Origin of the sequence: Rhizobium sp. WYJ-E13 (genome assembly GCF_018987265.1) — a bacterium.
In the GTDB taxonomy this organism is placed as follows: Bacteria; Pseudomonadota; Alphaproteobacteria; order Rhizobiales; family Rhizobiaceae; genus Rhizobium.
The window spans coordinates 752,508-772,529 of record NZ_CP076854.1 but is presented as its reverse complement, the minus strand read 5'-3'; the positions used below and the strand labels follow the sequence as shown (position 1 = coordinate 772,529).

Genomic DNA, 20,022 nt, shown 5'->3' with positions numbered 1-20,022 from the left:
ACAAACTTGGCCATACATTTCGAGGAAGAACATCCGATGACACAGAAAATCATCCCCGTGATCATGGCTGGTGGCAAGGGAACGCGCCTTTGGCCGCTCTCGCGTGCAACCGCGCCGAAGCAATTCATCCAATTCGTTGGGGATAGGACGCTGTTTCAGGAGACTTTGGTCCGCGTTGCCAATCCGGCCCTTTACGAGGCCCCCATCGTCGTAACGAATGAGGATTTTCGCTTCCTCGTTGCAGAACAGGCCCGCGAACTCGATATTAAGCCTGCCGCCGTCTTGCTGGAGCCTGTTGCCCGCAACACTGCTGCGGCAGTGGCAGCAGCAGCAACTCTGGCCTCCGAGCATTTCGGCAAAGACGCCATTATCCAGATGCTGGCATCTGATCACGAGATTCTTGCTGATGAAACCTATTTCGACGCCATCGGCGCGGCACGGGATGCAGCAGCCAAGGGCAAGCTTGTTACCTTCGGCATAACGCCGACCGAACCGGCGACCGGTTATGGTTATATAGAGGCCGGCAAGCAAGTTTCGGCCGGCACGCACGAGGTCAAGCGCTTTGTTGAAAAGCCAGTTCGCGAAAAAGCCGAGGAAATGTTGGCCGCCGGTGGTTTCTACTGGAATTCCGGCATCTTCATGTTCCCGGTCACTGAGCTGCTTTCCGAAATGCAGGACTATGCACCGGATGTTCTGAAGGCAGCCAGCAAGGCTGTTTCCGGAGCGACACGTGACCTGGACTTTACACGTCTCGACGCAGAGGAATTCGCGAAAAGTCCTGACATCTCCATCGATTACGCAATCATGGAAAAGACGTCCAAGGCTGTGGTCGTGCCGTCCGCCTTCAAATGGTCGGATCTGGGCAGTTGGGATGCGATATGGAAGACCGGCGTTCAGGACGAAAACGGGAACATTGCCGCTGCCAACACGACTGTTGTCAACACCCGCAACTCGCTCGTCATGACCCATGGCGTGCATCTCGCCGTTCAGGGCATGGACGATGTCGCAGTCATTGCCAGCGAGGATGCGGTCTATGTCGGTCCGCTGAAGGAAAGCCAGCAAGTCGGCAACCTCGTCAAGCTGCTTGCCGGCCAGAAGAAGACGTCGAAGCTGACGGAGACGCACCCCACCTCCTATCGTCCCTGGGGTGGCTACACGTCAATCTTCAACGGCGACCGCTTCCAGGTGAAGCGCATCTTCGTGACACCCGGCAAAAAACTGTCGCTACAAAGGCACCACCACCGCTCCGAGCACTGGGTTGTCGTGAAGGGAACGGCAGAAGTTACGATCGGAGAGAACGTGCAGATGCTGCGCGAAAACGAATCAGTCTATATCCCGCTCGGCGAGGTCCATCGTCTCGCGAATCCCGGCAAAATTGTCCTGGAACTCATCGAAGTCCAGACCGGCTCCTACCTCGGCGAAGACGACATTATTCGCATTGTCGACGAATTTGGTCGCTCTTAACATTTCCTTAAAACGCCATTTAGGCTTGATTTGTTGCGTTGCAGCATATAGCCCAAGTGGCGTTATTAACTTGGAGATAGCTTCATGCGTATCGTTATGATTGGTTCCGGCTATGTCGGCCTCGTTTCTGGCGCCTGCTTTGCCGACTTTGGTCACCACGTGACTTGCGTCGACAAGTCCGAAGCAAAAATTGCGGCGTTGGAAGCCGGTGAAGTGCCGATTTTTGAGCCTGGTCTCGAAGCCATTATTCAGCAGAACCGCGAAGCTGGACGCCTTGATTTCTCACAAGATCTTGCCCCCTCGGTCGGCGAAGCCGACGTCGTCTTCATCGCTGTTGGCACGCCATCACGGCGCGGCGATGGCCATGCCGACCTGAGCTATGTCTATGCTGCGGCGCGCGAAATCGCTGCCGCCGTCAAGGGATTTACGGTCGTTGTAACAAAATCCACCGTCCCGGTCGGCACCGGTGACGAAATTGAGCGCATCTTCCGCGAAGAGTTTCCGGAAAAGGATATTGCTGTCGTTTCCAATCCGGAGTTCCTGCGGGAAGGCGCGGCTATCACCGACTTCAAGCGTCCCGATCGCATCGTCATCGGTACCGAGGATGCGCGCGCCATCGAGGTCATGCGCGAGGTATACCGCCCGCTCTATCTCAATGAAGCGCCTCTCTACTTCTGCGAACGCCGGACGTCGGAGCTCATCAAGTACGCCGCCAACGCCTTCCTTGCGATGAAGATCACCTTCATCAACGAGATCGCTGACCTCTCCGAAAAGATCGGTGCGGACGTCCAGAAGGTTGCCAAGGGCATCGGCATGGATAAGCGCATCGGCGATAAGTTCCTGCATGCAGGCCCTGGTTACGGTGGCTCCTGCTTCCCGAAGGATACGCTCGCGCTCGTCAAGACCGCACAGGACTTCGACAGCCCGATACGCCTCATCGAAACGACGGTTGCGATTAATGACAACCGTAAGCGCGCTATGGGCCGCAAGGTCATCGCCGCCTGCAACGGCGATGTGCGCGGCAAGAAGATCGCCATCCTCGGCCTGACCTTCAAGCCAAACACCGACGACATGCGCGATGCGCCATCGATCACCATCGTTCAGGCTTTGCTCGATGGCGGCGCAGCAGTTCATGCTTTCGATCCGGAGGGCATGGAGGCCGCAAAGAGCATGCTCGGCCCGATCACTTACGGGAAGGATCCCTATGAGATCGCCGTTGATGCCGATGCAATCGTCATCGTCACCGAGTGGGAAGAGTTCCGTGCGCTTGATCTGAAGCGCCTTAAAACTATCATGAAGACTCCTGTGATCGTTGATCTGAGGAACATCTATTCGCTGAGCGACGTGACCAAACACGGCTTCGAATATTTTGCCATCGGCAAGAAGCCGGAGAAGAAGTAGGAATACGTTCCTCCAATAGCGGAGACGGCGGGGCTCATTGTCTGCATAGGCCCGCCGCCCGTTACACGACCGATATCGGCCGACCGGCTTTGCGTCTGAACCGTTGCAATGTCAGGCGGAAGAAGGCGCACGGTCCGGCGCTGGCCAAGTTTTCGCATCTCCTTGCTGAAAGACAAGGCGTATCGGAAGCTGCTATTTTCTTCGCAGGCCAGATGTCTCATGCATTCGACCTGCGAAAAAAGGAACGGCATCGAAATCCACGCTCGTCTACGTTCGATCCACGGTGCCGATAATGCCACTCACCGCTACGACTTCATTGCCCTGGCCACAATCTGAGACTATTACGTGCCAGATATTCCGAGCATTCAAATTGCCGATCGAGAAGTCGGGATGGTTCGAACAGTCTGTTAGTGAATTAGCGTAAGATTTACATCTACCTATGGTAGAATATTGCTTCCGCAGCAGTAACCGCACGAGATAAATCCAGCGTTACCTTCTTTCTTACTGCCCCCGCCCTTTACTTTCATTAATTTCCATATATCTAATACATAATGTAGTCGAGATATGCGGGGTACTCTCCTTGCGTAGCGCAGATGATAATGCTGACGATTACATCCACGAAAACCCGAATTTGGCGCAGGATTATATCTATCCCGCCGTCGTTCAAGAGTTAGAACGCAACACATCCATTCGCACGATTTTCGAGATCGGAGTTGGCACCGGCGATGTACTACAGCGCCTATCCGATAGTGGCTTCAAGGTCTTTGGTATCGATCCGTCGATAAACGGCATCAGCCAGGCAAGAGCGAAGTACCCGATGCTTCCGGTGGAAAACGCATCTGCTTATGATCCGCTTGCCGACAAGTACGGTACATGGGATGCGGTTTTGTCACTCGAAGTAATTGAACATCTTTATCGTCCTCATACCTTTGCCAGAACCGCCTTCGACCTCCTCCGTCCCGGAGGTCTATTCGTCCTATCGACCCCGTTTCACGGCTATTGGAAGAACCTTGCTCTCGCGGCAACCGGAATGATGGACCAGCATTTCATGGCTCTTCGGGAGCATGGACATATAAAGTTTTGGTCCGCAAAGACTATCTACGAACTCCTTGCAGATACAGGGTTCGGGCAGATAAAGATCGTCCGGACGGGCCGCGTGCCGGCTTTTGCAAAATCAATGGTGGTATTCGCGACCAAGCCTGACGGATGACCAGCTTTTTGATCACAGGGCCGGAAACGGCCACCTTCACAATCCTCCTGGCTCATGGCGCCGGTGGGGCGATGGATTCCGCGTCGATGACGGATCTATCGAAAGCACTCGCAGACGGCGGCTTCCGGGTAGCGCGCTTCGAGTTCGCCTATATGGCGCAGCGTCGCCTGACCGGAGCGGTCAAGCCTCCCCCGCGTGCCGACCACCTGCTCGATGAATATCGCACGGCGATCAGCGAACTAAACGCCGGCAAACTCATCATCGGTGGCAAGTCGATGGGAGGCCGCGTTGCAAGCATGATCGCTGATGAGAGTTTCGCGGCGAAAAAAGCCCGGGGCCTGGTTTGCCTCGGATATCCGTTTCACCCACCGGGAAAGCCGGACCAACTTCGCACCGCGCATCTGGAAAGCCTGCACATGCCCACACTGATCTGCCAGGGAACGCGTGATCCCTTCGGATCGAGGGAAGAGGTCGAATCCTATACGCTCTCAGGTGAGATTGATCTGCTCTGGCTGGAAGATGGCGACCACGATCTCAAGCCGCGAAAGAAGATCTCCGGATATTCCGTCGGCGACCATTTGCGGCGACTGTCCGACTATACGGTAGCTTGGGCAAGACGACTGTAGCGAACGGACCAACGCTCGCCGCACGCGACATTTCTCCCCATATCGGCCGCTTCTCAAAATTTGATCTTATTCAGTAAACACTTTTAAAAGTTTGCTTGGTCGAATGCCGCCGCGCGCATCAGCGCAGAAATCAGTTCTGAACAAAGCGGTTTCAATTGAACACACGCTTTGTCATCCGGCGGGAAATCAGTCATGAGCGCGATCGAAGGCAGGAAGATTGATGGCAATCTTTCCATCTATCTTGACCTGCTGCGACTAAGCGCAGCCGTCGTCGTATTTCTCTCCCATGCGCATGTTTTCCTGCTCCCCACGATCAGGATCGGACCTCTGGGTTGGGGACGGGAGGCTGTGGCGGTCTTCTTCGTTCTCTCGGGGTTCGTCATCAGCTATGTCGGACGGGTGAGCGAAAAGGAATGGCGCGCATACCTCGTCGCCCGCCTTGCTCGAATAATGCCTGTTGCTCTGCTGGCGATTGCGGTGATCTTCGCGGCCGACAGCATCGGAATGCACGTCAATGCCTCTTACTATGATGTCATCAACACCGGATTTTTCACTCAGGTATCAGTCGAAGCGGCACTGGCTTATGTGACCTTCACCAACCAATTGTGGTTCGCACATGCCGTTTTTGGCAGTGGCGAACCATACTGGTCGTTGGGTTTCGAAGTTCAATACTACCTGTTTTTCGGGCTGGTTGCCTTTTCGCCGCGGCACGCGAAAATACCTTTGCTGTGCCTCTGGGCCGCGGTCGCCGGCCCGAAAATCCTGATGTATATGCCGCTGTGGCTCATGGGCTGGTTGACGATGAAATGCGTCATCGAACGTCCGCCATTTCGGCGCCCCATCTCCATCGCGATGATCGTCGCATCGCTTTTGCTGTTCTTCAGCCTGAAATTTTTCGCCGATCGCACTGCGACCAACATGTACGAGACCTGGTCACTGTCTCAGGAAGTGATCAATTTCGTGTACTTCAATCTGATTGGCGTTGCCGTGGTCCTGCACCTCGTCGGCGCGGCATCGTTGCTTTACCAGGCTCCGGTATTGTTCGAGAAGACAGGCCCGGCGATCAGATGGCTGGCTGGCGGCAGTTTCACGCTCTATCTTGTCCACCAGCCGCTCATCCTCATGTTTGCGTCCTTCCTGCATCCAGTGGAGGAGCGCGTTCCGCTGGCCGCTACGCTGCTCGTCGCCTGCTTCATTCTTTGCTTCCTGCTGGCGGAAGTCGCCGAACGCCGAAAGAAGTTCTTCGCCTCACTCATCGTGAGCCTGCTACCGGTGCCATCGCGCACAGGCCAGAAAACACGCGTCAATATTGCTTCCGACGCCGCCTCCTCGGACGATACAGCGCCGGCGACCTCACAGCTCATTCGAGTTCTCGAGGAAATGCAAAACGCTCTCGATGGAGAGGAAAAAGTAGGCGGCCTTCATGATGCACAACCTAGTGAACGCGCATCGCGGGCTTGAGCGATCGAACCTTCAGCGCCTCTCGGATCTGGCTGATCTGATGCACTTGCAACCATCTTCCCCCTCAGTGAACGCTCGGAAGCTTCACCGCGGAGGCGAAGTCCTCCGCCACCAGTTCGCTAATCGCGATCAATGTTTCCTCGATCGTAAAACCGGAGGCGACAGTCGCCTCGATCAGATCCTGCAGATCCGGTCCGATAGCCTCGCGGCAATCGTCAACCCGATCATCGGAAACTGTCAGACTCCGCAACTCTTCCATGATGTCCCTTTCCAAAATAGTGGGCCGGAATAGCCGCCGACATCTTGCGGCGGCGCTGTTATTTAGCAGTCTGCGGACACGCGCGGCGTCTTTCGGCTGGCAGAAGCTCTTCGCTTCGGCTGGCATCTTTCGACATTCGTTCTGCGCGAATGACGTAATCGAAGGCAGCCTTAGGTGAAACGATCAGAGGATCGCTTGCGACCGCACTGCGCCAGCGCGGCGACATGCCGAACCAGTCAGTGGCCGATGTTTGTGAAAAACCAGTATAGCGTCGCCGATATGATAGAGTGGAAAGATGTGCTCAGGGCATTCTTTGCCGCCGCATGATCTGTGGATTTCCAGAAGGCCACATCCCCGTTAGGTGCTTCCGCGCATTTCCACATGCGGCTCGATCAGCAGATGCCGAGCCTCCTCGCGGCCATCAATCCTGCCAAGCAGCGTCTCGGCTGCAGTACTGCCAAGCCGGGCGGCGTTCTGGTCCACGCTGGTCAGGCCGACAAGCGGTATGGCCGCCATCGGCGAATTGTCGTAGCCGATAATCGCAAGGTCCTCCGGAACCCGTATGCCGCTCATGCGCGCGGCATTGATGAGCGGCACGGCATCGAGATCGGACCAGACGAAGACTGCACGCGGACGATCCTTCAAGGCCAGGAAATCATTGATCGCAGCGCGACGGTCGGTCCCCACCAGCGGCAGTCGGATGATGCGAGCCTCCAGACCCGCCGCCTGCATGCCGTCAAGATAACCCTTCTCGCGCTGGAGGGCGACGATGGTCGGCGGTGAATCGGCAAGATCATAGCCGAGCATCGCAATGTCTCGGTAGCCGGACCGCAATGCAGCCTCGACTGCCAAGTGAGCGCCCCTGCGATCATCGGAATTGACCGTGTCGTAGGTCTGGGCGTGCGGCTCGTGATGGGCAATGACGACGAGCGGAATCTGGCGCGCATAGCGCTCCAGCACCTTGCCTGATATGCGCGGTGCAATGATCAGCACGCCATCCATGCGATTATCGATCATTGATTCGATCATCGAGGCCTCGATCGGGCTTGTGGAACGGCCAATCCCGATCAACGCCTTGAAACCGCTTTCCGAAAGGGTTGCGTTGGCCTCTTCGATGACGCCCGCCAGGAACGGGTTCGACAATTCGATGACCAACACACCAACCGTCTGCGTGCGGCCGCGCATGGCGCGCGCTGCGACGGAAGGTCGGTAATTCAGCTTTTCGATCGAGATCTCCACCTTCGTTCGCAGGATTTCGCTGACGCCGTAGGCATTGCGCAGTACCTTCGATACCGCAGCGATGGAGACGCCAGCGTCCTGCGCCACATCACGGATCGTGACCCTGTCCCTCATCGCGTTAACGGTCTGATTTTTCATTCCAAATTGCCTCACTCTCAGGTGTCGTGAAAATTATAGGCACAAAACCTCTTGCGCGGCAATCGATAGTGTAGAATGATATACATAGAACGATACACACAGGTGGCCGCCGGAGGAATTGGCGGTTGAGGAGGTTCTAAATGAAGACTGTTTCGGCCCACGGCATCGCCGGGGAAGACGGGCTTGCCGGTTCTGCTTTCCAGTTTACAGCGTCGATGATCGCCCCGTCCTGCGACGGTGGGCAGGCGACGGCCGGCACCTTCGTGTCGCGTGAATTCACGCTCGAAGCGGTTCCGGCTGAAGCAACGTTGCGCATCTCGGCGCTCGGCCTCTACCGCGCCTTCATCAACGGAAAGCGCGTGGGCAGCGACCTCCTGACGCCGGGCTGGACCTGCTACGATGATCGCATCGCCTATCAGACCTATGAGGTCGCACAGCTTCTGCAGCCTGGCGGCAACCGTATCGAGATCTGGCTAGGTGATGGCTGGTACCGCAGCCAGCTCATGTGGGCTTCCAATCCGATCGTCAACTGCTGGGGTGACCGGACAGCGGCAATCGCAGAATTGCGCGCAGGCGGCGAACTGCTCCTGAAGACGGATGACGGCTGGAAGAGCGGCTTCACTCCTGTCGTGCGTAACGGGATCTATTTTGGCGAGGATTATGACGCCCGCATCCGTCCACAGGACAGCCACGGCGTCGATCTCCTTCCCTTCGATAAGGCCTTGCTCGTTCCGCACGAGACCGGTGCGGTTAAAGAACTGGACGCTCTCTCACCGATCGACAGCTGGACGGAGGCCGATGGCCGGACCGTCTATGATTTCGGCCAGAACGCCGGTGCCTATATCCGCCTGCGCCTGAAGGGTGCGGCCGGGGCGCAGGTGCGCGTCGAGCATTCCGAAGTGCTCGGCCCTGACCGCTTCTTCGACAACCGCAATTATCGCAGCGCGCGTGCCGAATTGACCTATACGCTTTCGGGGCAAGGCGAAGAGGATTATGCGCCGCTCTTTACCTTTTTTGGATTCCGCTATGCGCGCATCACTGTGATCGGCCAAACCGAGTTGGTCGCGGTCACCATGGTGCCGGTGACCTCAGTGCCAACAAGCGCCGGTGGTTTCACCTCTGGTGTTACGGCCGTCAACCGGCTCGTCGAAAATACCATCTGGTCGCAACGCTCAAACTTCATTGAAGTGCCGACCGATTGCCCGCAGCGCGACGAGCGCCTCGGCTGGACGGGCGATGCCCAAGTCTTTGCCGGAACGGCCTGCTGGCTTGCCGATAGCCAATCCTTCCTCAAGAAATATCTCCGCGATGTAATCCACGACCAGCGTGCCAACGGCGCGGTCTCGCACTTTTCGCCCGATCCGACGCGATTGCACCCGATCGACGGCCGCGGCGATTGGGCGGGCTCGACCGGTTGGGGCGATGCAATCGTCATTATCCCCTGGCAGCTTTACCTGCATTACGGCGACAGCGCTGCTCTAGAAGAGTGCTTCCCGGCAATGCTGCGCTGGCTCGATTACCTCTGGGGCATCTCGGATGGGCCGATCATCCGCCCGCCCGCCGTATGGGGCGCGCATGGCTTCACCTTCGGCGACTGGCTCCAGCCGGTCGGGGATAACCGCAAGCCGCGCCCGACCGTGGCAGACGATTGCGCCGCGACCCTTTATCACTTTATTTCAACGCAACTGACTGCAAAGATCGCTCGTATTCTTGGCGAAAACGTCGAGGCCGCGCGGCTCGACAAGCGCGCTGACGAGATCAGGGCCGCGTTCAAGCACGAGTTCTTCGCGCCCTCCGGCCGCATTGCGCATAACGACCAGACCTCATGGTCCCTGGCGTTCCTCTATGGCCTCGTTCCGCCGGAATATGAGCCGGCTGCCCGCGACTATTTCCGCAGGGTGGCCGAAGAGACCGATGGCGTCATCGGCACAGGCTTCATCGGCACTCCCGCCCTGCTGCCGGCACTGACCCGGCTCGGCATGCTGGACCTTGCCGAAAAGATGTTCCTCAACCGGAAGGTTCCGGGATGGCTTTACCAGGTCGAGCGCGGCGCGACATCGATCTGGGAGCGATGGGACGCGCTCGCCGAGGACGGCATGATCTATGATCCCGATATGAACAGCTACAACCACTATGCCTATGGCGCGGTATGCCAATGGCTCTTCGAAGATGTTGCCGGCATCAAGCCGCTGGAAGACAAGCCGGGCTTCGAGGAAGTCGTCTTCGATCCCGCCATCCTGCCTGCTCTCTCGCCGGTTGCAGCCTGGCATGACACGCACTTTGGCCGTATCGAAGCTGGGTGGACCCTGGAGGAGGGAGCCGTCACATGCCGTCTCGTGCTGCCGCAAGGCGTGACAGCGCGTCTGCAGGGCAAAGGCGACCGCAAGTCATTGAAGGCAGATGGCACCCTGATCGAGCAAGGTGAGGAGATCAAGCTCGGCGCAGGAGAACATACGATTACATTTTCTATCTGATGCGGTTGCTCGCGGATTTTCGATCCGCGGGCAAGCAGCCCAACGCATTCCGGTCTTCAAGAGGAGGAAATGACTATGCGAATGACGAAGTGCAGCATCCTTGCAGCCAGTATCATGGCTCTTGCCGCTGGAGTGGCGCATGCAGATGTGACCCTCAGCGTGCTGATCGACACCAATCCGGAGACGATTGCCTCGTTCGATGCCGTTTCCAAAGCCTATATGGAAAAGCATCCCGACGTCACATTTGACGTCGAGCAGCGTGCCGGAGGCTCGGAGGGCGATAACATCATCAAGACCCGGCTCGCCACAGGCGAAATGGCCGATATCTTCCTATATAATGGCGGCTCCCTCTTCCAGGCTCTGAAGCCGCAGGAAACGATCGCAGATCTTTCCGACCTTCCATCGGAAGCCGGTATTCTCGACAGCTTCAAGAAGGTCGTCACCAGCCCGGACGGCCATGTTCGCGGCCTTCCATTTGGTCCTGCCATGGGCGGCGGCATCTTCTATAATAGAAAGATCTATGCCGATCTCGGGCTGACGCCGCCGAAGACATGGGCGGAATTCATGAGCAACAACGAGAAGATCAAGGCAGCCGGCAAGGTCGCTGTGGCGCAGACCTATGGCACAACCTGGACCTCGCAGCTCTTTGTGCTTGCCGACTTCTATAACGTCCAGACCGAGGTTCCGAATTTCGCGGCTGACTATACCGCCAACAAGATCAAATATGTCACCACGCCTGCTGCCCTGCGCGGCTTCGAACATCTTGAGGAGGTCGCGAAGGGCAGTTTCCTCAACGCGGACTTCGGCGCGGCGACCTTTGACGACGGCATGCGCATGGTCGCCACAGGCGAGGCCGCGCACTATCCGAACCTCACCTTCGGTATCGGCAACATCCAGCAGAATTTCCCTGACAACCTGAAGGATCTGGGCTTCTTCGCTCAGCCTGGAACGGACGCTGCCAAGAACGGCCTGACCGTCTGGATGCCTTCGGCGCTCTATGCTTCCGCAAAGTCCGAAAACCTGGAAGAGGCCAAGAAATTTCTTGATTTCGTCGGCTCCAAGGAAGCCTGCGACCTGATGGCGAAGGCCGTTCCGTCAGGTCCCTACCTCGTCAAGGGATGCGAACTTCCCAAGGACATTCCGCCGGTTGTTTCCGACATGCTGCCGTATTTCGATACCGAGGGACGCAACGGTCCGGCGCTCGAATTCCTCTCGCCCGTCAAGGGGCCGGCGCTCGAGCAGATCACCGTCGAGGTCGGAACCGGCATACGCTCCGCCAAGGATGCGGCCGCCCTCTACGATCAGGATGTCGAAAAGCAGGCCAAGCAGCTCGGCCTGCCGAACTGGTAACCTTCCAGCCGATCCCCCACTCACCTCTTTGAGCCTGCGTGGGGGACGCTTCGCGGTGTCCGTATGATAAAACGCAAGTCACCCTATCCCTACTGGTTCGTCCTGCCGGCGGCGGTGATATTCACCGTCCTCTTTCTGGCTCCGACGGTCGCCTCCTTCTGGTTCAGCCTCACGCGCTGGGACCTGTTCACCACGCAGTTCATCGGCCTGGAAAACTACGAGCAATTTTTCCGCGAACCCTTCCTGGTCCAGGGCCTGGTCAACACCGTCATCTATGCGGTGCTGACCTCAGGCACGAAAACCGTTCTCGGTCTTCTGCTCGCGGTGCTATTGACCTCCGGCCTCTGGGGACAAGGGCTGCTACGCACCGTGATCTTCTTTCCGGTTCTGGTATCGACGATCGGTGTCGGCATCACCTTCTCGGTGCTCATGCATCCGACCCGCGGGCTGATCAACGTGGCGCTCGCCGCCATCGGCATTCATGGCCCCGGCTGGCTGACCGATCCGGCTCTCGCGCTCTATTCCATCGTCTTCGTCGACCTATGGAAGGGTATTGGGCTTGCGACCGTGATCTATATCGCCGGGCTCGCATCGATCAGCCCCGATTATTATGAGGCCGCCCGCATCGATGGCGCGACCCGCGCCCAGATGTTCTTCCGCGTGACCGTCCCGCTCGTCAAGCCCGCGACGGTGACGGTCGTGACGCTCTCGCTGATCGGTGGTCTCAGAAGCTTCGACCTGATCTGGGCAATGACGCGCGGCGGCCCCGGCTTTTCCTCGGATGTGCTGGCAAGCGTCATCTACAAGCAGTACCAGGCGGGCTTCTATGGCCTTTCAACGGCCGGAAACGTGATCCTCTTCCTCCTTATCGGCCTCATTGTTCTGCCGCTAACGGCCTGGTTCAATCGCAAGGAGGTGGATCTATGAGCCGCCGCCAACTCTATACCGGGATTGCGGCACTGGCCGCCTGCGGCGTGATCTTCGTGCTGCCTTTCCTCTTCATCTTTATCACTGCCGCCAAGACGAAACAGGATGCGGCAACGCTGAGATTCAGCTGGCCGGTCGAGTGGCAGCTCTGGCAGAATTTTATGGAGGTCGTGCAGACTCGCAATTACATGCTGCTGCTCGCCTACTTTAACTCGACCGTCATCACGGTCGTCGCCGTCACCCTGCTGGTACTGTTCGGCGCCATGGTCGGCTACGTGCTGCAGCGCCGCCCCTCGCGCTGGAATGCGGTCATCTATGGCTGCGTGCTCGCCGGCCTGATGATCCCGCCGGCGATTGTTCCGACCATATGGGTGCTGCAACTGCTCGGCCTCTTCAAGACCTTGTCCGGCATGGTGCTGATCCAGGTCGCCTATGGCCTCGGGTTCACGGTTCTCCTGTTTCGCAGCTTCATCGCAGCCATTCCGCGGGATCTCGACGAGGCGGCCATCATCGACGGGGCAAAGCCGTTCCAGATCTTCTTTCGCGTCATCCTGCCGCTTTTGAAGCCGGTCACCGTGACCGTCATCGTCGTTCAGTCGATCGCCATCTTCAACGACTTCACCAACCCGCTCTACTACCTGCCAGGCCGGGAAAACGTCACCGTCCAGCTCACGCTCTATAATTTCCAGGGGCAGTTCCAGACCCAGTTCAACCTGTTGTTCATGAACATCCTTCTAGTGACCATTCCGCCCCTGATCGTCTTCATTTTCTTCAACCGGCAGATCGTTGCAGGCATGACCGCCGGTGCAGTCAAGGGATAGACCATGACATCAGTTGTACTCGAAAGTATCCGCAAGAGCTTCGGCAGCCTGGAGGTGATGAAGGGCGTCGATCTCACCGTCGATGCCGGCGAATTCTGCGTCTTCGTCGGCCCGTCCGGTTGCGGGAAATCGACGCTGCTGCGCATCATCTCCGGACTGGAGACACAGACGTCGGGCAAGGTCTTCATCGACAGCAAGGACGTCACTTATGCCGAGCCGTCCGAGCGCGGTATCGCCATGGTCTTCCAATCCTATGCGCTTTATCCGCATCTGACTGTCGCAGAAAACATCGGCTTTGGCCTGTCGCTTGCCAAGCGGCCGAAGACGGAGATCGCCGAAAGGGTGAAGCAGACAGCTGATATCCTGCAGCTCTCGCATCTGCTCGATCGCAAGCCGAAGGCACTCTCCGGTGGTCAACGTCAGCGCGTCGCAATCGGTCGGGCGATCATCCGCAATCCGAAAGTCTTCCTGTTCGACGAGCCGTTGTCAAACCTTGACGCGTCACTTCGCTCGCAGATGCGCATCGAGTTGACCGACCTTCATGCCAAGCTCGGCGCGACCATGATCTACGTCACCCACGACCAGGTCGAGGCGATGACGATGGCCGACAAGATCGTCGTTCTGAACGGCGGTCAGATCGAGCAGGTCGGAACACCCATGACGCTCTACAACAATCCGGCCACTCCATTTGTCGCAGGCTTCATCGGTTCGCCAAAGATGAACCTGTTCGAGGGAGAGATTGCGGCGCGGGAAGGCTGCAAGACCTATGGTATCCGCCCTGAACACGTCGCGCTCTCATCCACTGAAGGGAAATGGCAGGGCAAAGTGCGTCACATCGAGCGGCTCGGTGCCGATACGGTGGTTTATCTCGATGTGCCGGAATTGCAGACACTTGTCGTACGCACGGACGGCGACCGGCCGGTCAAGATCGGTGAGACGCAATTCGCCTCGCCACTTACCGGGAAGGAACACAGGTTCTCCTGATATTATCGGACGATACGAAAGTCGCTCGGCACCTCGTCGAGCGCGGCCTCCTCGGCCTTCACCTCCGATACCGAGGAGCCGGCGGGACCGCTCCAGAAACGCTCAAGCATGGAACCGGTCGCGGTCGGAGAGCCGACAATCAGAGCGCTGACCGAGCCGTCGGCCTCATTCCGCACCCAGCCCGTCAAATCGAGCTGCAGGGCCTGACCGCGGGTCCAGGCGCGATAACCGACGCCCTGCACGCCGCCGGTAATGCGTACACGAAAAGCATCTAGGGTGACGGTCATTTGAAGTCCTCTCTGGCAACGAGATGAAGATGCCGCTGCTGGCCTTCATTGCAAGGGTCTTATTTCGACCAGCGGAAGACCCACGCATTCAAGACATCTTTTCATGCGGCATCTCTTGGCTCTTGGGCAGCTATGTCAGCGCCCGAGCGAGACTAGGCGATCGGCCTCCGTGATCAGGACCCATTTCGAAGACAAACCAAGGGCGTCTCAACCGGCGGCAGAGAGAGTGCTTATCACCGAGCGCATATCCCGCCGGAAATCGGATGGCGACATGCCGGCAATATTCCGGAAGGATTTGTTGAAAGCACTGATGGAGCCGAAGCCGCTATCCATCGCAATTTGAAGAACATTCGCCCCTTCGCCCATGAGTTGCGCCTGAGCATGTGAAAGACGCAGCAGATTGATATATTTGTTGATCGTCATGCCCGTCGTCTTCTTGAACAGGTTCATCGCATATTTCGGATGAAGATCGACCGCGCGAGCGATTTCGACGGTGTCGATGTCCTGCAGGAAATTGCTCGCAATAAAATCGCACATGCGCGCCACGCTGCGGGAAAGATGCGAATTGGGCTGCTCAAGTCCCTCGACGCCGGTGCCGGGCACCATCAGGTATGATTCCAGGGCAATCCGTTCGATGCGCAGAAGCAATTCATCGATGGCGTGCTGCGTTTTCCTAGGATCGTTGGATTTCGCATAGTCGTACCAGCGGGGGAAATTCGCCTCATCCGCCGCGTCGGTCGCCGATGTCAGCAGAATTTCTCCCTTCATCAGACGTGTGCCTATGGTCGGGGGCAGGCGCATTCGAAAAAAATAGACGAGCGGCAGATGCGCGCCCGCGTAAAGGGAATCATCCGAGGAGTCGTCCATCTGATGCGGCTGCCCTCCCCAGAAAAGGCACATCTGGCCGGCTTTGAGGGTAATATCATGGTCGTTCATCCGGTAGTGGACGCTGCCACGCATGATGTAATTGACCTCGACCTGAGCATGCCAGTGCGGCATCGCCATCACAGGCGGATGGGCATAAAACATCTGCAGCGCCATCGGCATGCCTTCAATGGTGCTCGCACCAGGCTGGTAAACAGGTTTGCCGACGACCTTACTTTCCGCCAATTCCGTATTCCCTTTTTATGAGACAGCCGTTCCCGCCGCGCTAGATTAGCCACGTTCGCTCAGCGACGGCAATTGAAAAGGGAGGATTTTCATGCGCTCTAAACTCATCACGGCAACGACAGCGCTTGTGCTGCTTGCATCCGGATCTGCCTATGCGCAATCCGCTACGCTTACCATCTGGAGCTGGAATGTCGCAGCTTCCGCTCTCAAATCGACGGTCGAAGGCTTCAACAAGCAGTTTCCCGACATCAAGGTCGATGTCCAGGATCTCGGCAACCAGCAGGTCTTCGACAAGACGCTTGCCGCCTGCGCCGCCGGCGGCGACGGGCTCCCCGATATCGTGACGATCGAGAATTTCGAGGCCGAGATCTTCTGGAGCCGTTTCCCGGATTGCTTCGCCAATCTGAAGGACCTCGGATACAACGCCGACATGCAGGCGAAATTCCCCGAGTTCAAGCGCACCGAACTTGAGATCGGCGATGTCGCCTATGCCATGCCCTGGGATTCCGGCCCCGTCACCGTCTTCTACCGCCGCGATTATTATGAAAAGGCCGGCGTCGATCCGAAGTCGATCGTAACTTGGGACGATTTCATTGCCGCCGGCAAGAAGGTCTCGGCCGCCAATCCCGGCGTCGTGATGGGTCAGGCCGATTTCAACGGTGACAGCGAATGGTTCCGCATGCTCGCCAATGAACAGGGCTGTGGTTATTTCTCGACCGATGGCCAGTCGATCACCATCAATCAGCCGGCTTGCGTGCAGACGCTGGAAAAAGTCAAGGCGATGAAGGATGCCGGCACCCTGACGGCGGCAAACTGGGATGAGAAGATCTCCTCCAACACCGCCGGCAAGGTCGCAAGCCAGGTCTTCGGTGGCTGGTACGAAGGCACGATCCGCTCCGGCTCCCCGGACCTTTCAGGCAAGTGGGGCGTCTACGCCATGCCTGGCATGACGGCAGAGAGCCCGCATGCGGCCAATCTCGGCGGCTCTTCGCTCGCGATCAATGCCAATTCACAGAACAAGGAAGCGGCCTTCAAATATTTGACCTATGCGCTCACCACCAATGAGGGCCAGGTCACCATGCTGAAATCGTTCGGCCTCGTGCCGTCGCTGCTGTCGGCCGTTCAGGATCCCTTCGTCAACGAGCCGCAGCCCTATTGGGGCGGCCAGAAGATCTGGGCCGACATCCTCGCCACCCTGCCGAAGATCGTGCCGAGCCGCGGCACGGCCTTCCAGACGGATGCAGATGCCATCTACAAGACGACGCAGACGAAATATTTCGCCGGCGGCTATCCCGATGCGAAGACGGCTCTCGACGATGCCGCCAAGCAGATCGCGTCAGCGACGGGTCTTCCGATCGCACAATGAATGGCAAGCCGGGCGCCTTGGCGCCCGGCTTCGCTTGCTGCAGGAGGCGGCAGGCACATTCGTTTCGGTAAGGAGGTACCATGCCGATCAGAAACCGGAGCGCCTATGCGTTCCTTGCGCCCTATCTTCTGGTCTTCGCCGTCTTCTGGGTCTGGCCGATCATCAATTCGTTCCTGATTTCCTTCCAGAACACGCGCATCAATCCGTGGAAATTCAGCTTTCAGGCCAATTGGGGGCGCCTCTTCGGCGACCCGGCCTTCTATAACGCCGTTTATAACACGCTCATCATCCTGGTCATCCAGGTCCCCGTCATGATCACGCTCGCGACTGTCATGGCGGTACTGTTGAACTCGCCGCTCTTGAAGGCACGCGCCTTGTTCCGCTTTGCTTTCTTCGCGCCCGTCGTCGTCGGCGAAGTCGCCTATGCCGCCGTCTTCCGTCTGATGTTCAATCTCGATTTCGGCATCATCAACAAGCTGATCGGCGCCGCCGGGCTCGCGCCCGTATCCTGGTTCGACAATGCCAACGCTGCCATGGTCGTCATCATCATCGCCGTCACCTGGCGGTGGGCAGGCTACAATGCGATCATCATTCTGGCCGGCCTGCAATCGATCCCAGAGGATGTCTATGAGGCGGCAACACTCGACCGCGTCAGCAAGCTGCAGCAGTTCTTCCACATTACTCTACCGCTTCTGAAACCCATCATTCTTTTCTGCGTGGTTCTGTCGGTCATCGGCACGATGCAGCTCTTCGCCGAACCCTTCCTGATCACCAACCGTGGTGGGCCGGGCGGCGGCACGGAGACGCTTGGCCTGCTTCTCTATCGCCAGGGCTTCACATCGCTGAACTTCGGCTATGCCTCGGCGATTGCCTATACGATGGCAGCGCTCGCAGTGGCCATCTCGCTTCTCAATCTTTGGGTCGGGAGGGATCCGAAATGAGATCCAAGTCGCAATCCCTTCTCATCCGCAAGATCGCCCTGCATGCTTTCCTGCTGCCGCTTGCAATCATCTGGCTCTTTCCGCTCTGGATGATGTTCGTTTTCTCGACCATGCCGGATTACGGCATCTTCAGCCCTGAGATCGTTCTCTGGCCCTCGACCAAATTCGTCGCGAATTTCCAGAACCTGCAGGCGGACACGAACTTCATCGGCGCGATGGTGATCTCGATTGTCGTTGCCACCGTCTATACCGTCTTGTCCGTGCTGCTGACCTCCATGGCCGGCTGGGCGCTCGCTCGCTATCGTTTCGTCGGCCGCTCGCTGGTCATCGCCATCATCCTCGGCACGATCACCCTGCCCTATTTCGTCGTGGTCATTCCGCAATTCATCATGGTAGCGCGTGAGTTCAAGCTCGCCAATACCTGGGTTGCACTCATCGTGCCACCGCTCTTCAATTCGCTCGGCGTGCTCTTCATGCGGCAATCCTTCTCCATGATGCCGAACGATCTTTTCGATGCGGCACGCGTCGAAGGCGTCAAGGAATGGCAGATCTTCCTGCGCATTGCCCTGCCGCTCGCCCGCCCGACCATGGCGGCACTCGCGATCATCCTCTTCCTCGCCTCCTGGAACAATTACCTCTGGCCGCTGCTCATCAATTCGAGGCCAGGCATGATGACGGCCCCAGTGGCGCTCGGCGTTCTGATCGGTCTCACCAAGGTTTCCTGGGGCGGCATCATGGCGGGCGCCGTACTGTTGACCGCGCCGATCCTTGTCATCTTCGTGGCTCTACAGCGCCACTTCATCGCCGGCATTGCGGCCGGCGCAATCAAATAATCGGGGAGCCCATGGCAGAGCTTTCACTCCACAACATCGTCAAACGCTACGGCGCATTGGAAATCATTCACGGCGCCAATCTCGACGTGAAGGACGGCGAGTTCGTCGTCTTCGTCGGTCCTTCCGGCTGCGGCAAGTCCACGCTGCTCCGCATGATCGCCGGCCTTGAAGATATCACCGGCGGCGAGCTGAAGATCGGCGGCCGCGTCGTCAACGACGTAGAGCCGGCCGATCGCGGCATTGCCATGGTTTTCCAGTCCTATGCGCTCTATCCGCATTTGACCGTCGAGGAGAACCTGAGTTTCGGCCTGCGCATGAACGGCAATCCGAAGGCCGATACCGAACAGCGGGTGGGCCGTGTCGCCGAGATCCTGCAGATCACCGAACTGATGAAGCGCCGGCCGAAACAACTGTCCGGCGGCCAACGCCAGCGCGTGGCGATCGGCCGGGCCATCGTGCGCGAACCACAGGTCTTCCTGTTCGACGAACCGCTCTCGAATCTCGATGCGGAACTGCGCGTGCAGATGCGCGTCGAAATCTCCAGGCTGCACAAGCAGCTCGGCACGACGATGATCTATGTCACGCACGATCAGACCGAAGCGATGACGCTCGCCGACAAGATCGTCGTTCTGCGGGCCGGCAATATCGAGCAGATCGGTGCGCCCCTGGACCTTTACGACGATCCAGCCAATCAGTTCGTCGCCGGCTTCGTCGGCTCGCCGAAAATGAATTTCCTCAAGGCCGAGGTAGTCGACGTGCACGCGGGCAAGGCAACGGTCGTGCTCACCGGCGATAAGACGGCTCGGCTGGAGGTACCACTTTCCGACCCGTCCGTAACATCAGGCGCGGCGGTAACGCTCGGCATCCGGCCCGAGCATTTCGGTGAGGCGGGCCAGGGCGAAGCGGATCTGACAGTTGCCGTCGACGTCGCAGAGCACCTCGGCAATACCAGCTACATCTATGCGAACTTCGGCGGCGACCAGCTCATCATCGAGCGGCCGGAATCCCGCAGCCTTGGCAAGACCGAGACGCTGACGGTGTCGCTGCCCACCACCCGCACCTTCCTGTTTGATGCCGCCGGCAAGCGGCTCCGCTAACGTAATCCCAGGACTGAAAGACGAAAGAGGATAG

The 20,022-nt window shown here is 58.1% G+C and carries 18 protein-coding genes; 14 read left to right on the top strand and 4 right to left on the bottom strand.

Annotation, left to right across the window (positions count from 1 at the left end):
• Positions 1-36: 36 nt before the first annotated feature.
• The 5 genes from KQ933_RS25075 (at position 37) to KQ933_RS25055 (ending at position 6,162) form a co-directional block, all read left to right on the top strand.
• Positions 37-1,464, top strand: a complete 1,428-nt coding sequence (locus KQ933_RS25075; RefSeq protein WP_216760519.1) for a mannose-1-phosphate guanylyltransferase/mannose-6-phosphate isomerase — start codon at positions 37-39, stop codon at positions 1,462-1,464.
• Between the two features lie 84 nt (positions 1,465-1,548).
• Positions 1,549-2,865, top strand: coding sequence for a UDP-glucose/GDP-mannose dehydrogenase family protein (locus tag KQ933_RS25070; RefSeq protein WP_216760518.1), 1,317 nt, complete (start codon positions 1,549-1,551; stop codon positions 2,863-2,865).
• Between the two features lie 580 nt (positions 2,866-3,445).
• On the top strand, positions 3,446-4,075 hold the full coding sequence (locus KQ933_RS25065) for a class I SAM-dependent methyltransferase (RefSeq protein WP_253958413.1): 630 nt from the start codon (positions 3,446-3,448) through the stop codon (positions 4,073-4,075).
• Entirely contained in the window at positions 4,072-4,701 is a 630-nt protein-coding gene (locus KQ933_RS25060) for an alpha/beta family hydrolase (protein ID WP_216760517.1), read from the top strand. The genes KQ933_RS25065 and KQ933_RS25060 overlap by 4 nt, the downstream gene beginning before the upstream one ends.
• Positions 4,702-4,893: 192 nt before the next feature.
• The gene (locus tag KQ933_RS25055; protein ID WP_216760516.1) at positions 4,894-6,162 is read left to right on the top strand and encodes an acyltransferase; all 1,269 of its coding nucleotides are present in this window, start codon (positions 4,894-4,896) and stop codon (positions 6,160-6,162) included.
• 64 nt (positions 6,163-6,226) lie between these two features.
• On the opposite strand, the gene KQ933_RS25050 is transcribed toward KQ933_RS25055, so the two are convergent.
• Both KQ933_RS25050 and KQ933_RS25045 read right to left on the bottom strand, forming a co-directional pair.
• Positions 6,227-6,421, bottom strand: coding sequence for a hypothetical protein (locus KQ933_RS25050; protein ID WP_216760800.1), 195 nt, complete (start codon positions 6,419-6,421; stop codon positions 6,227-6,229).
• Positions 6,422-6,778: 357 nt separating this feature from the next.
• A complete protein-coding gene (locus tag KQ933_RS25045) occupies positions 6,779-7,798 on the bottom strand; it encodes a LacI family DNA-binding transcriptional regulator (RefSeq protein WP_216760515.1) in 1,020 nt (339 codons plus the stop codon).
• A 140-nt stretch (positions 7,799-7,938) separates the two neighbouring features.
• Between KQ933_RS25045 and KQ933_RS25040 the strand changes: the two genes are divergently transcribed.
• The 5 genes from KQ933_RS25040 to KQ933_RS25020 all read left to right on the top strand — a co-directional run bounded on the left by KQ933_RS25040 (position 7,939) and on the right by KQ933_RS25020 (position 14,354).
• Positions 7,939-10,272 carry an alpha-L-rhamnosidase gene (locus tag KQ933_RS25040; RefSeq protein ID WP_216760514.1) on the top strand — a complete coding sequence of 778 codons (2,334 nt, stop codon included), beginning with the start codon at positions 7,939-7,941 and terminating at the stop codon, positions 10,270-10,272.
• A 75-nt stretch (positions 10,273-10,347) separates the two neighbouring features.
• A complete protein-coding gene (locus KQ933_RS25035) occupies positions 10,348-11,622 on the top strand; it encodes an ABC transporter substrate-binding protein (protein WP_216760513.1) in 1,275 nt (424 codons plus the stop codon).
• A gap of 63 nt (positions 11,623-11,685) precedes the next feature.
• On the top strand, positions 11,686-12,549 hold the full coding sequence (locus KQ933_RS25030; protein ID WP_216760512.1) for a carbohydrate ABC transporter permease: 864 nt from the start codon (positions 11,686-11,688) through the stop codon (positions 12,547-12,549).
• Positions 12,546-13,370: a carbohydrate ABC transporter permease gene (locus KQ933_RS25025; protein WP_216760511.1), complete on the top strand. Its 825-nt coding sequence runs from the start codon at positions 12,546-12,548 to the stop codon at positions 13,368-13,370. Before KQ933_RS25030 ends, KQ933_RS25025 begins: the two co-directional genes overlap by 4 nt.
• A 3-nt stretch (positions 13,371-13,373) precedes the next feature.
• Positions 13,374-14,354 carry an ABC transporter ATP-binding protein gene (locus tag KQ933_RS25020; protein ID WP_216760510.1) on the top strand — a complete coding sequence of 327 codons (981 nt, stop codon included), beginning with the start codon at positions 13,374-13,376 and terminating at the stop codon, positions 14,352-14,354.
• Positions 14,355-14,356: 2 nt separating this feature from the next.
• On the opposite strand, the gene KQ933_RS25015 is transcribed toward KQ933_RS25020, so the two are convergent.
• Both KQ933_RS25015 and KQ933_RS25010 read right to left on the bottom strand, forming a co-directional pair.
• The gene (locus KQ933_RS25015) at positions 14,357-14,641 is read right to left on the bottom strand and encodes an acylphosphatase (RefSeq protein ID WP_216760509.1); all 285 of its coding nucleotides are present in this window, start codon (positions 14,639-14,641) and stop codon (positions 14,357-14,359) included.
• A 207-nt stretch (positions 14,642-14,848) separates the two neighbouring features.
• Entirely contained in the window at positions 14,849-15,682 is an 834-nt protein-coding gene (locus tag KQ933_RS25010; protein WP_253958412.1) for a helix-turn-helix domain-containing protein, read from the bottom strand.
• 160 nt (positions 15,683-15,842) lie between these two features.
• Between KQ933_RS25010 and KQ933_RS25005 the strand changes: the two genes are divergently transcribed.
• From KQ933_RS25005 to KQ933_RS24990, 4 genes are all read left to right on the top strand, one after another.
• Positions 15,843-17,117: an extracellular solute-binding protein gene (locus KQ933_RS25005; RefSeq protein WP_216760507.1), complete on the top strand. Its 1,275-nt coding sequence runs from the start codon at positions 15,843-15,845 to the stop codon at positions 17,115-17,117.
• Positions 17,118-17,197: 80 nt separating this feature from the next.
• Entirely contained in the window at positions 17,198-18,058 is an 861-nt protein-coding gene (locus KQ933_RS25000) for a carbohydrate ABC transporter permease (protein WP_216760506.1), read from the top strand.
• Complete coding sequence (locus tag KQ933_RS24995; protein WP_216760505.1) at positions 18,055-18,891, top strand: carbohydrate ABC transporter permease; 837 nt, start codon at positions 18,055-18,057, stop codon at positions 18,889-18,891. The genes KQ933_RS25000 and KQ933_RS24995 overlap by 4 nt, the downstream gene beginning before the upstream one ends.
• A gap of 11 nt (positions 18,892-18,902) precedes the next feature.
• Complete coding sequence (locus KQ933_RS24990; protein ID WP_216760504.1) at positions 18,903-19,988, top strand: ABC transporter ATP-binding protein; 1,086 nt, start codon at positions 18,903-18,905, stop codon at positions 19,986-19,988.
• Positions 19,989-20,022: the final 34 nt, after the last annotated feature.

Excerpts from the sequence above, each read along its gene's own strand:
- KQ933_RS25050 (WP_216760800.1), bottom strand. The coding sequence starts at position 6,421 with ATGGAAGAGTTGCGGAGTCTGACAGTTTCCGATGATCGGGTTGACGAT.
- KQ933_RS25035 (WP_216760513.1), top strand. The coding sequence starts at position 10,348 with ATGCGAATGACGAAGTGCAGCATCCTTGCAGCCAGTATCATGGCTCTT.
- KQ933_RS25070 (WP_216760518.1), top strand. The coding sequence starts at position 1,549 with ATGCGTATCGTTATGATTGGTTCCGGCTATGTCGGCCTCGTTTCTGGC.
- KQ933_RS24995 (WP_216760505.1), top strand. The coding sequence starts at position 18,055 with ATGAGATCCAAGTCGCAATCCCTTCTCATCCGCAAGATCGCCCTGCAT.
- KQ933_RS25040 (WP_216760514.1), top strand. The coding sequence starts at position 7,939 with ATGAAGACTGTTTCGGCCCACGGCATCGCCGGGGAAGACGGGCTTGCC.
- KQ933_RS25005 (WP_216760507.1), top strand. The coding sequence starts at position 15,843 with ATGCGCTCTAAACTCATCACGGCAACGACAGCGCTTGTGCTGCTTGCA.
- KQ933_RS25020 (WP_216760510.1), top strand. The coding sequence starts at position 13,374 with ATGACATCAGTTGTACTCGAAAGTATCCGCAAGAGCTTCGGCAGCCTG.
- KQ933_RS25025 (WP_216760511.1), top strand. The coding sequence starts at position 12,546 with ATGAGCCGCCGCCAACTCTATACCGGGATTGCGGCACTGGCCGCCTGC.
- KQ933_RS25030 (WP_216760512.1), top strand. The coding sequence starts at position 11,686 with ATGATAAAACGCAAGTCACCCTATCCCTACTGGTTCGTCCTGCCGGCG.
- KQ933_RS25045 (WP_216760515.1), bottom strand. The coding sequence starts at position 7,798 with ATGAAAAATCAGACCGTTAACGCGATGAGGGACAGGGTCACGATCCGT.
- KQ933_RS25060 (WP_216760517.1), top strand. The coding sequence starts at position 4,072 with ATGACCAGCTTTTTGATCACAGGGCCGGAAACGGCCACCTTCACAATC.
- KQ933_RS25055 (WP_216760516.1), top strand. The coding sequence starts at position 4,894 with ATGAGCGCGATCGAAGGCAGGAAGATTGATGGCAATCTTTCCATCTAT.
- KQ933_RS24990 (WP_216760504.1), top strand. The coding sequence starts at position 18,903 with ATGGCAGAGCTTTCACTCCACAACATCGTCAAACGCTACGGCGCATTG.
- KQ933_RS25015 (WP_216760509.1), bottom strand. The coding sequence starts at position 14,641 with ATGACCGTCACCCTAGATGCTTTTCGTGTACGCATTACCGGCGGCGTG.
- KQ933_RS25075 (WP_216760519.1), top strand. The coding sequence starts at position 37 with ATGACACAGAAAATCATCCCCGTGATCATGGCTGGTGGCAAGGGAACG.
- KQ933_RS25010 (WP_253958412.1), bottom strand. The coding sequence starts at position 15,682 with ATGGCGCTGCAGATGTTTTATGCCCATCCGCCTGTGATGGCGATGCCG.
- KQ933_RS25000 (WP_216760506.1), top strand. The coding sequence starts at position 17,198 with ATGCCGATCAGAAACCGGAGCGCCTATGCGTTCCTTGCGCCCTATCTT.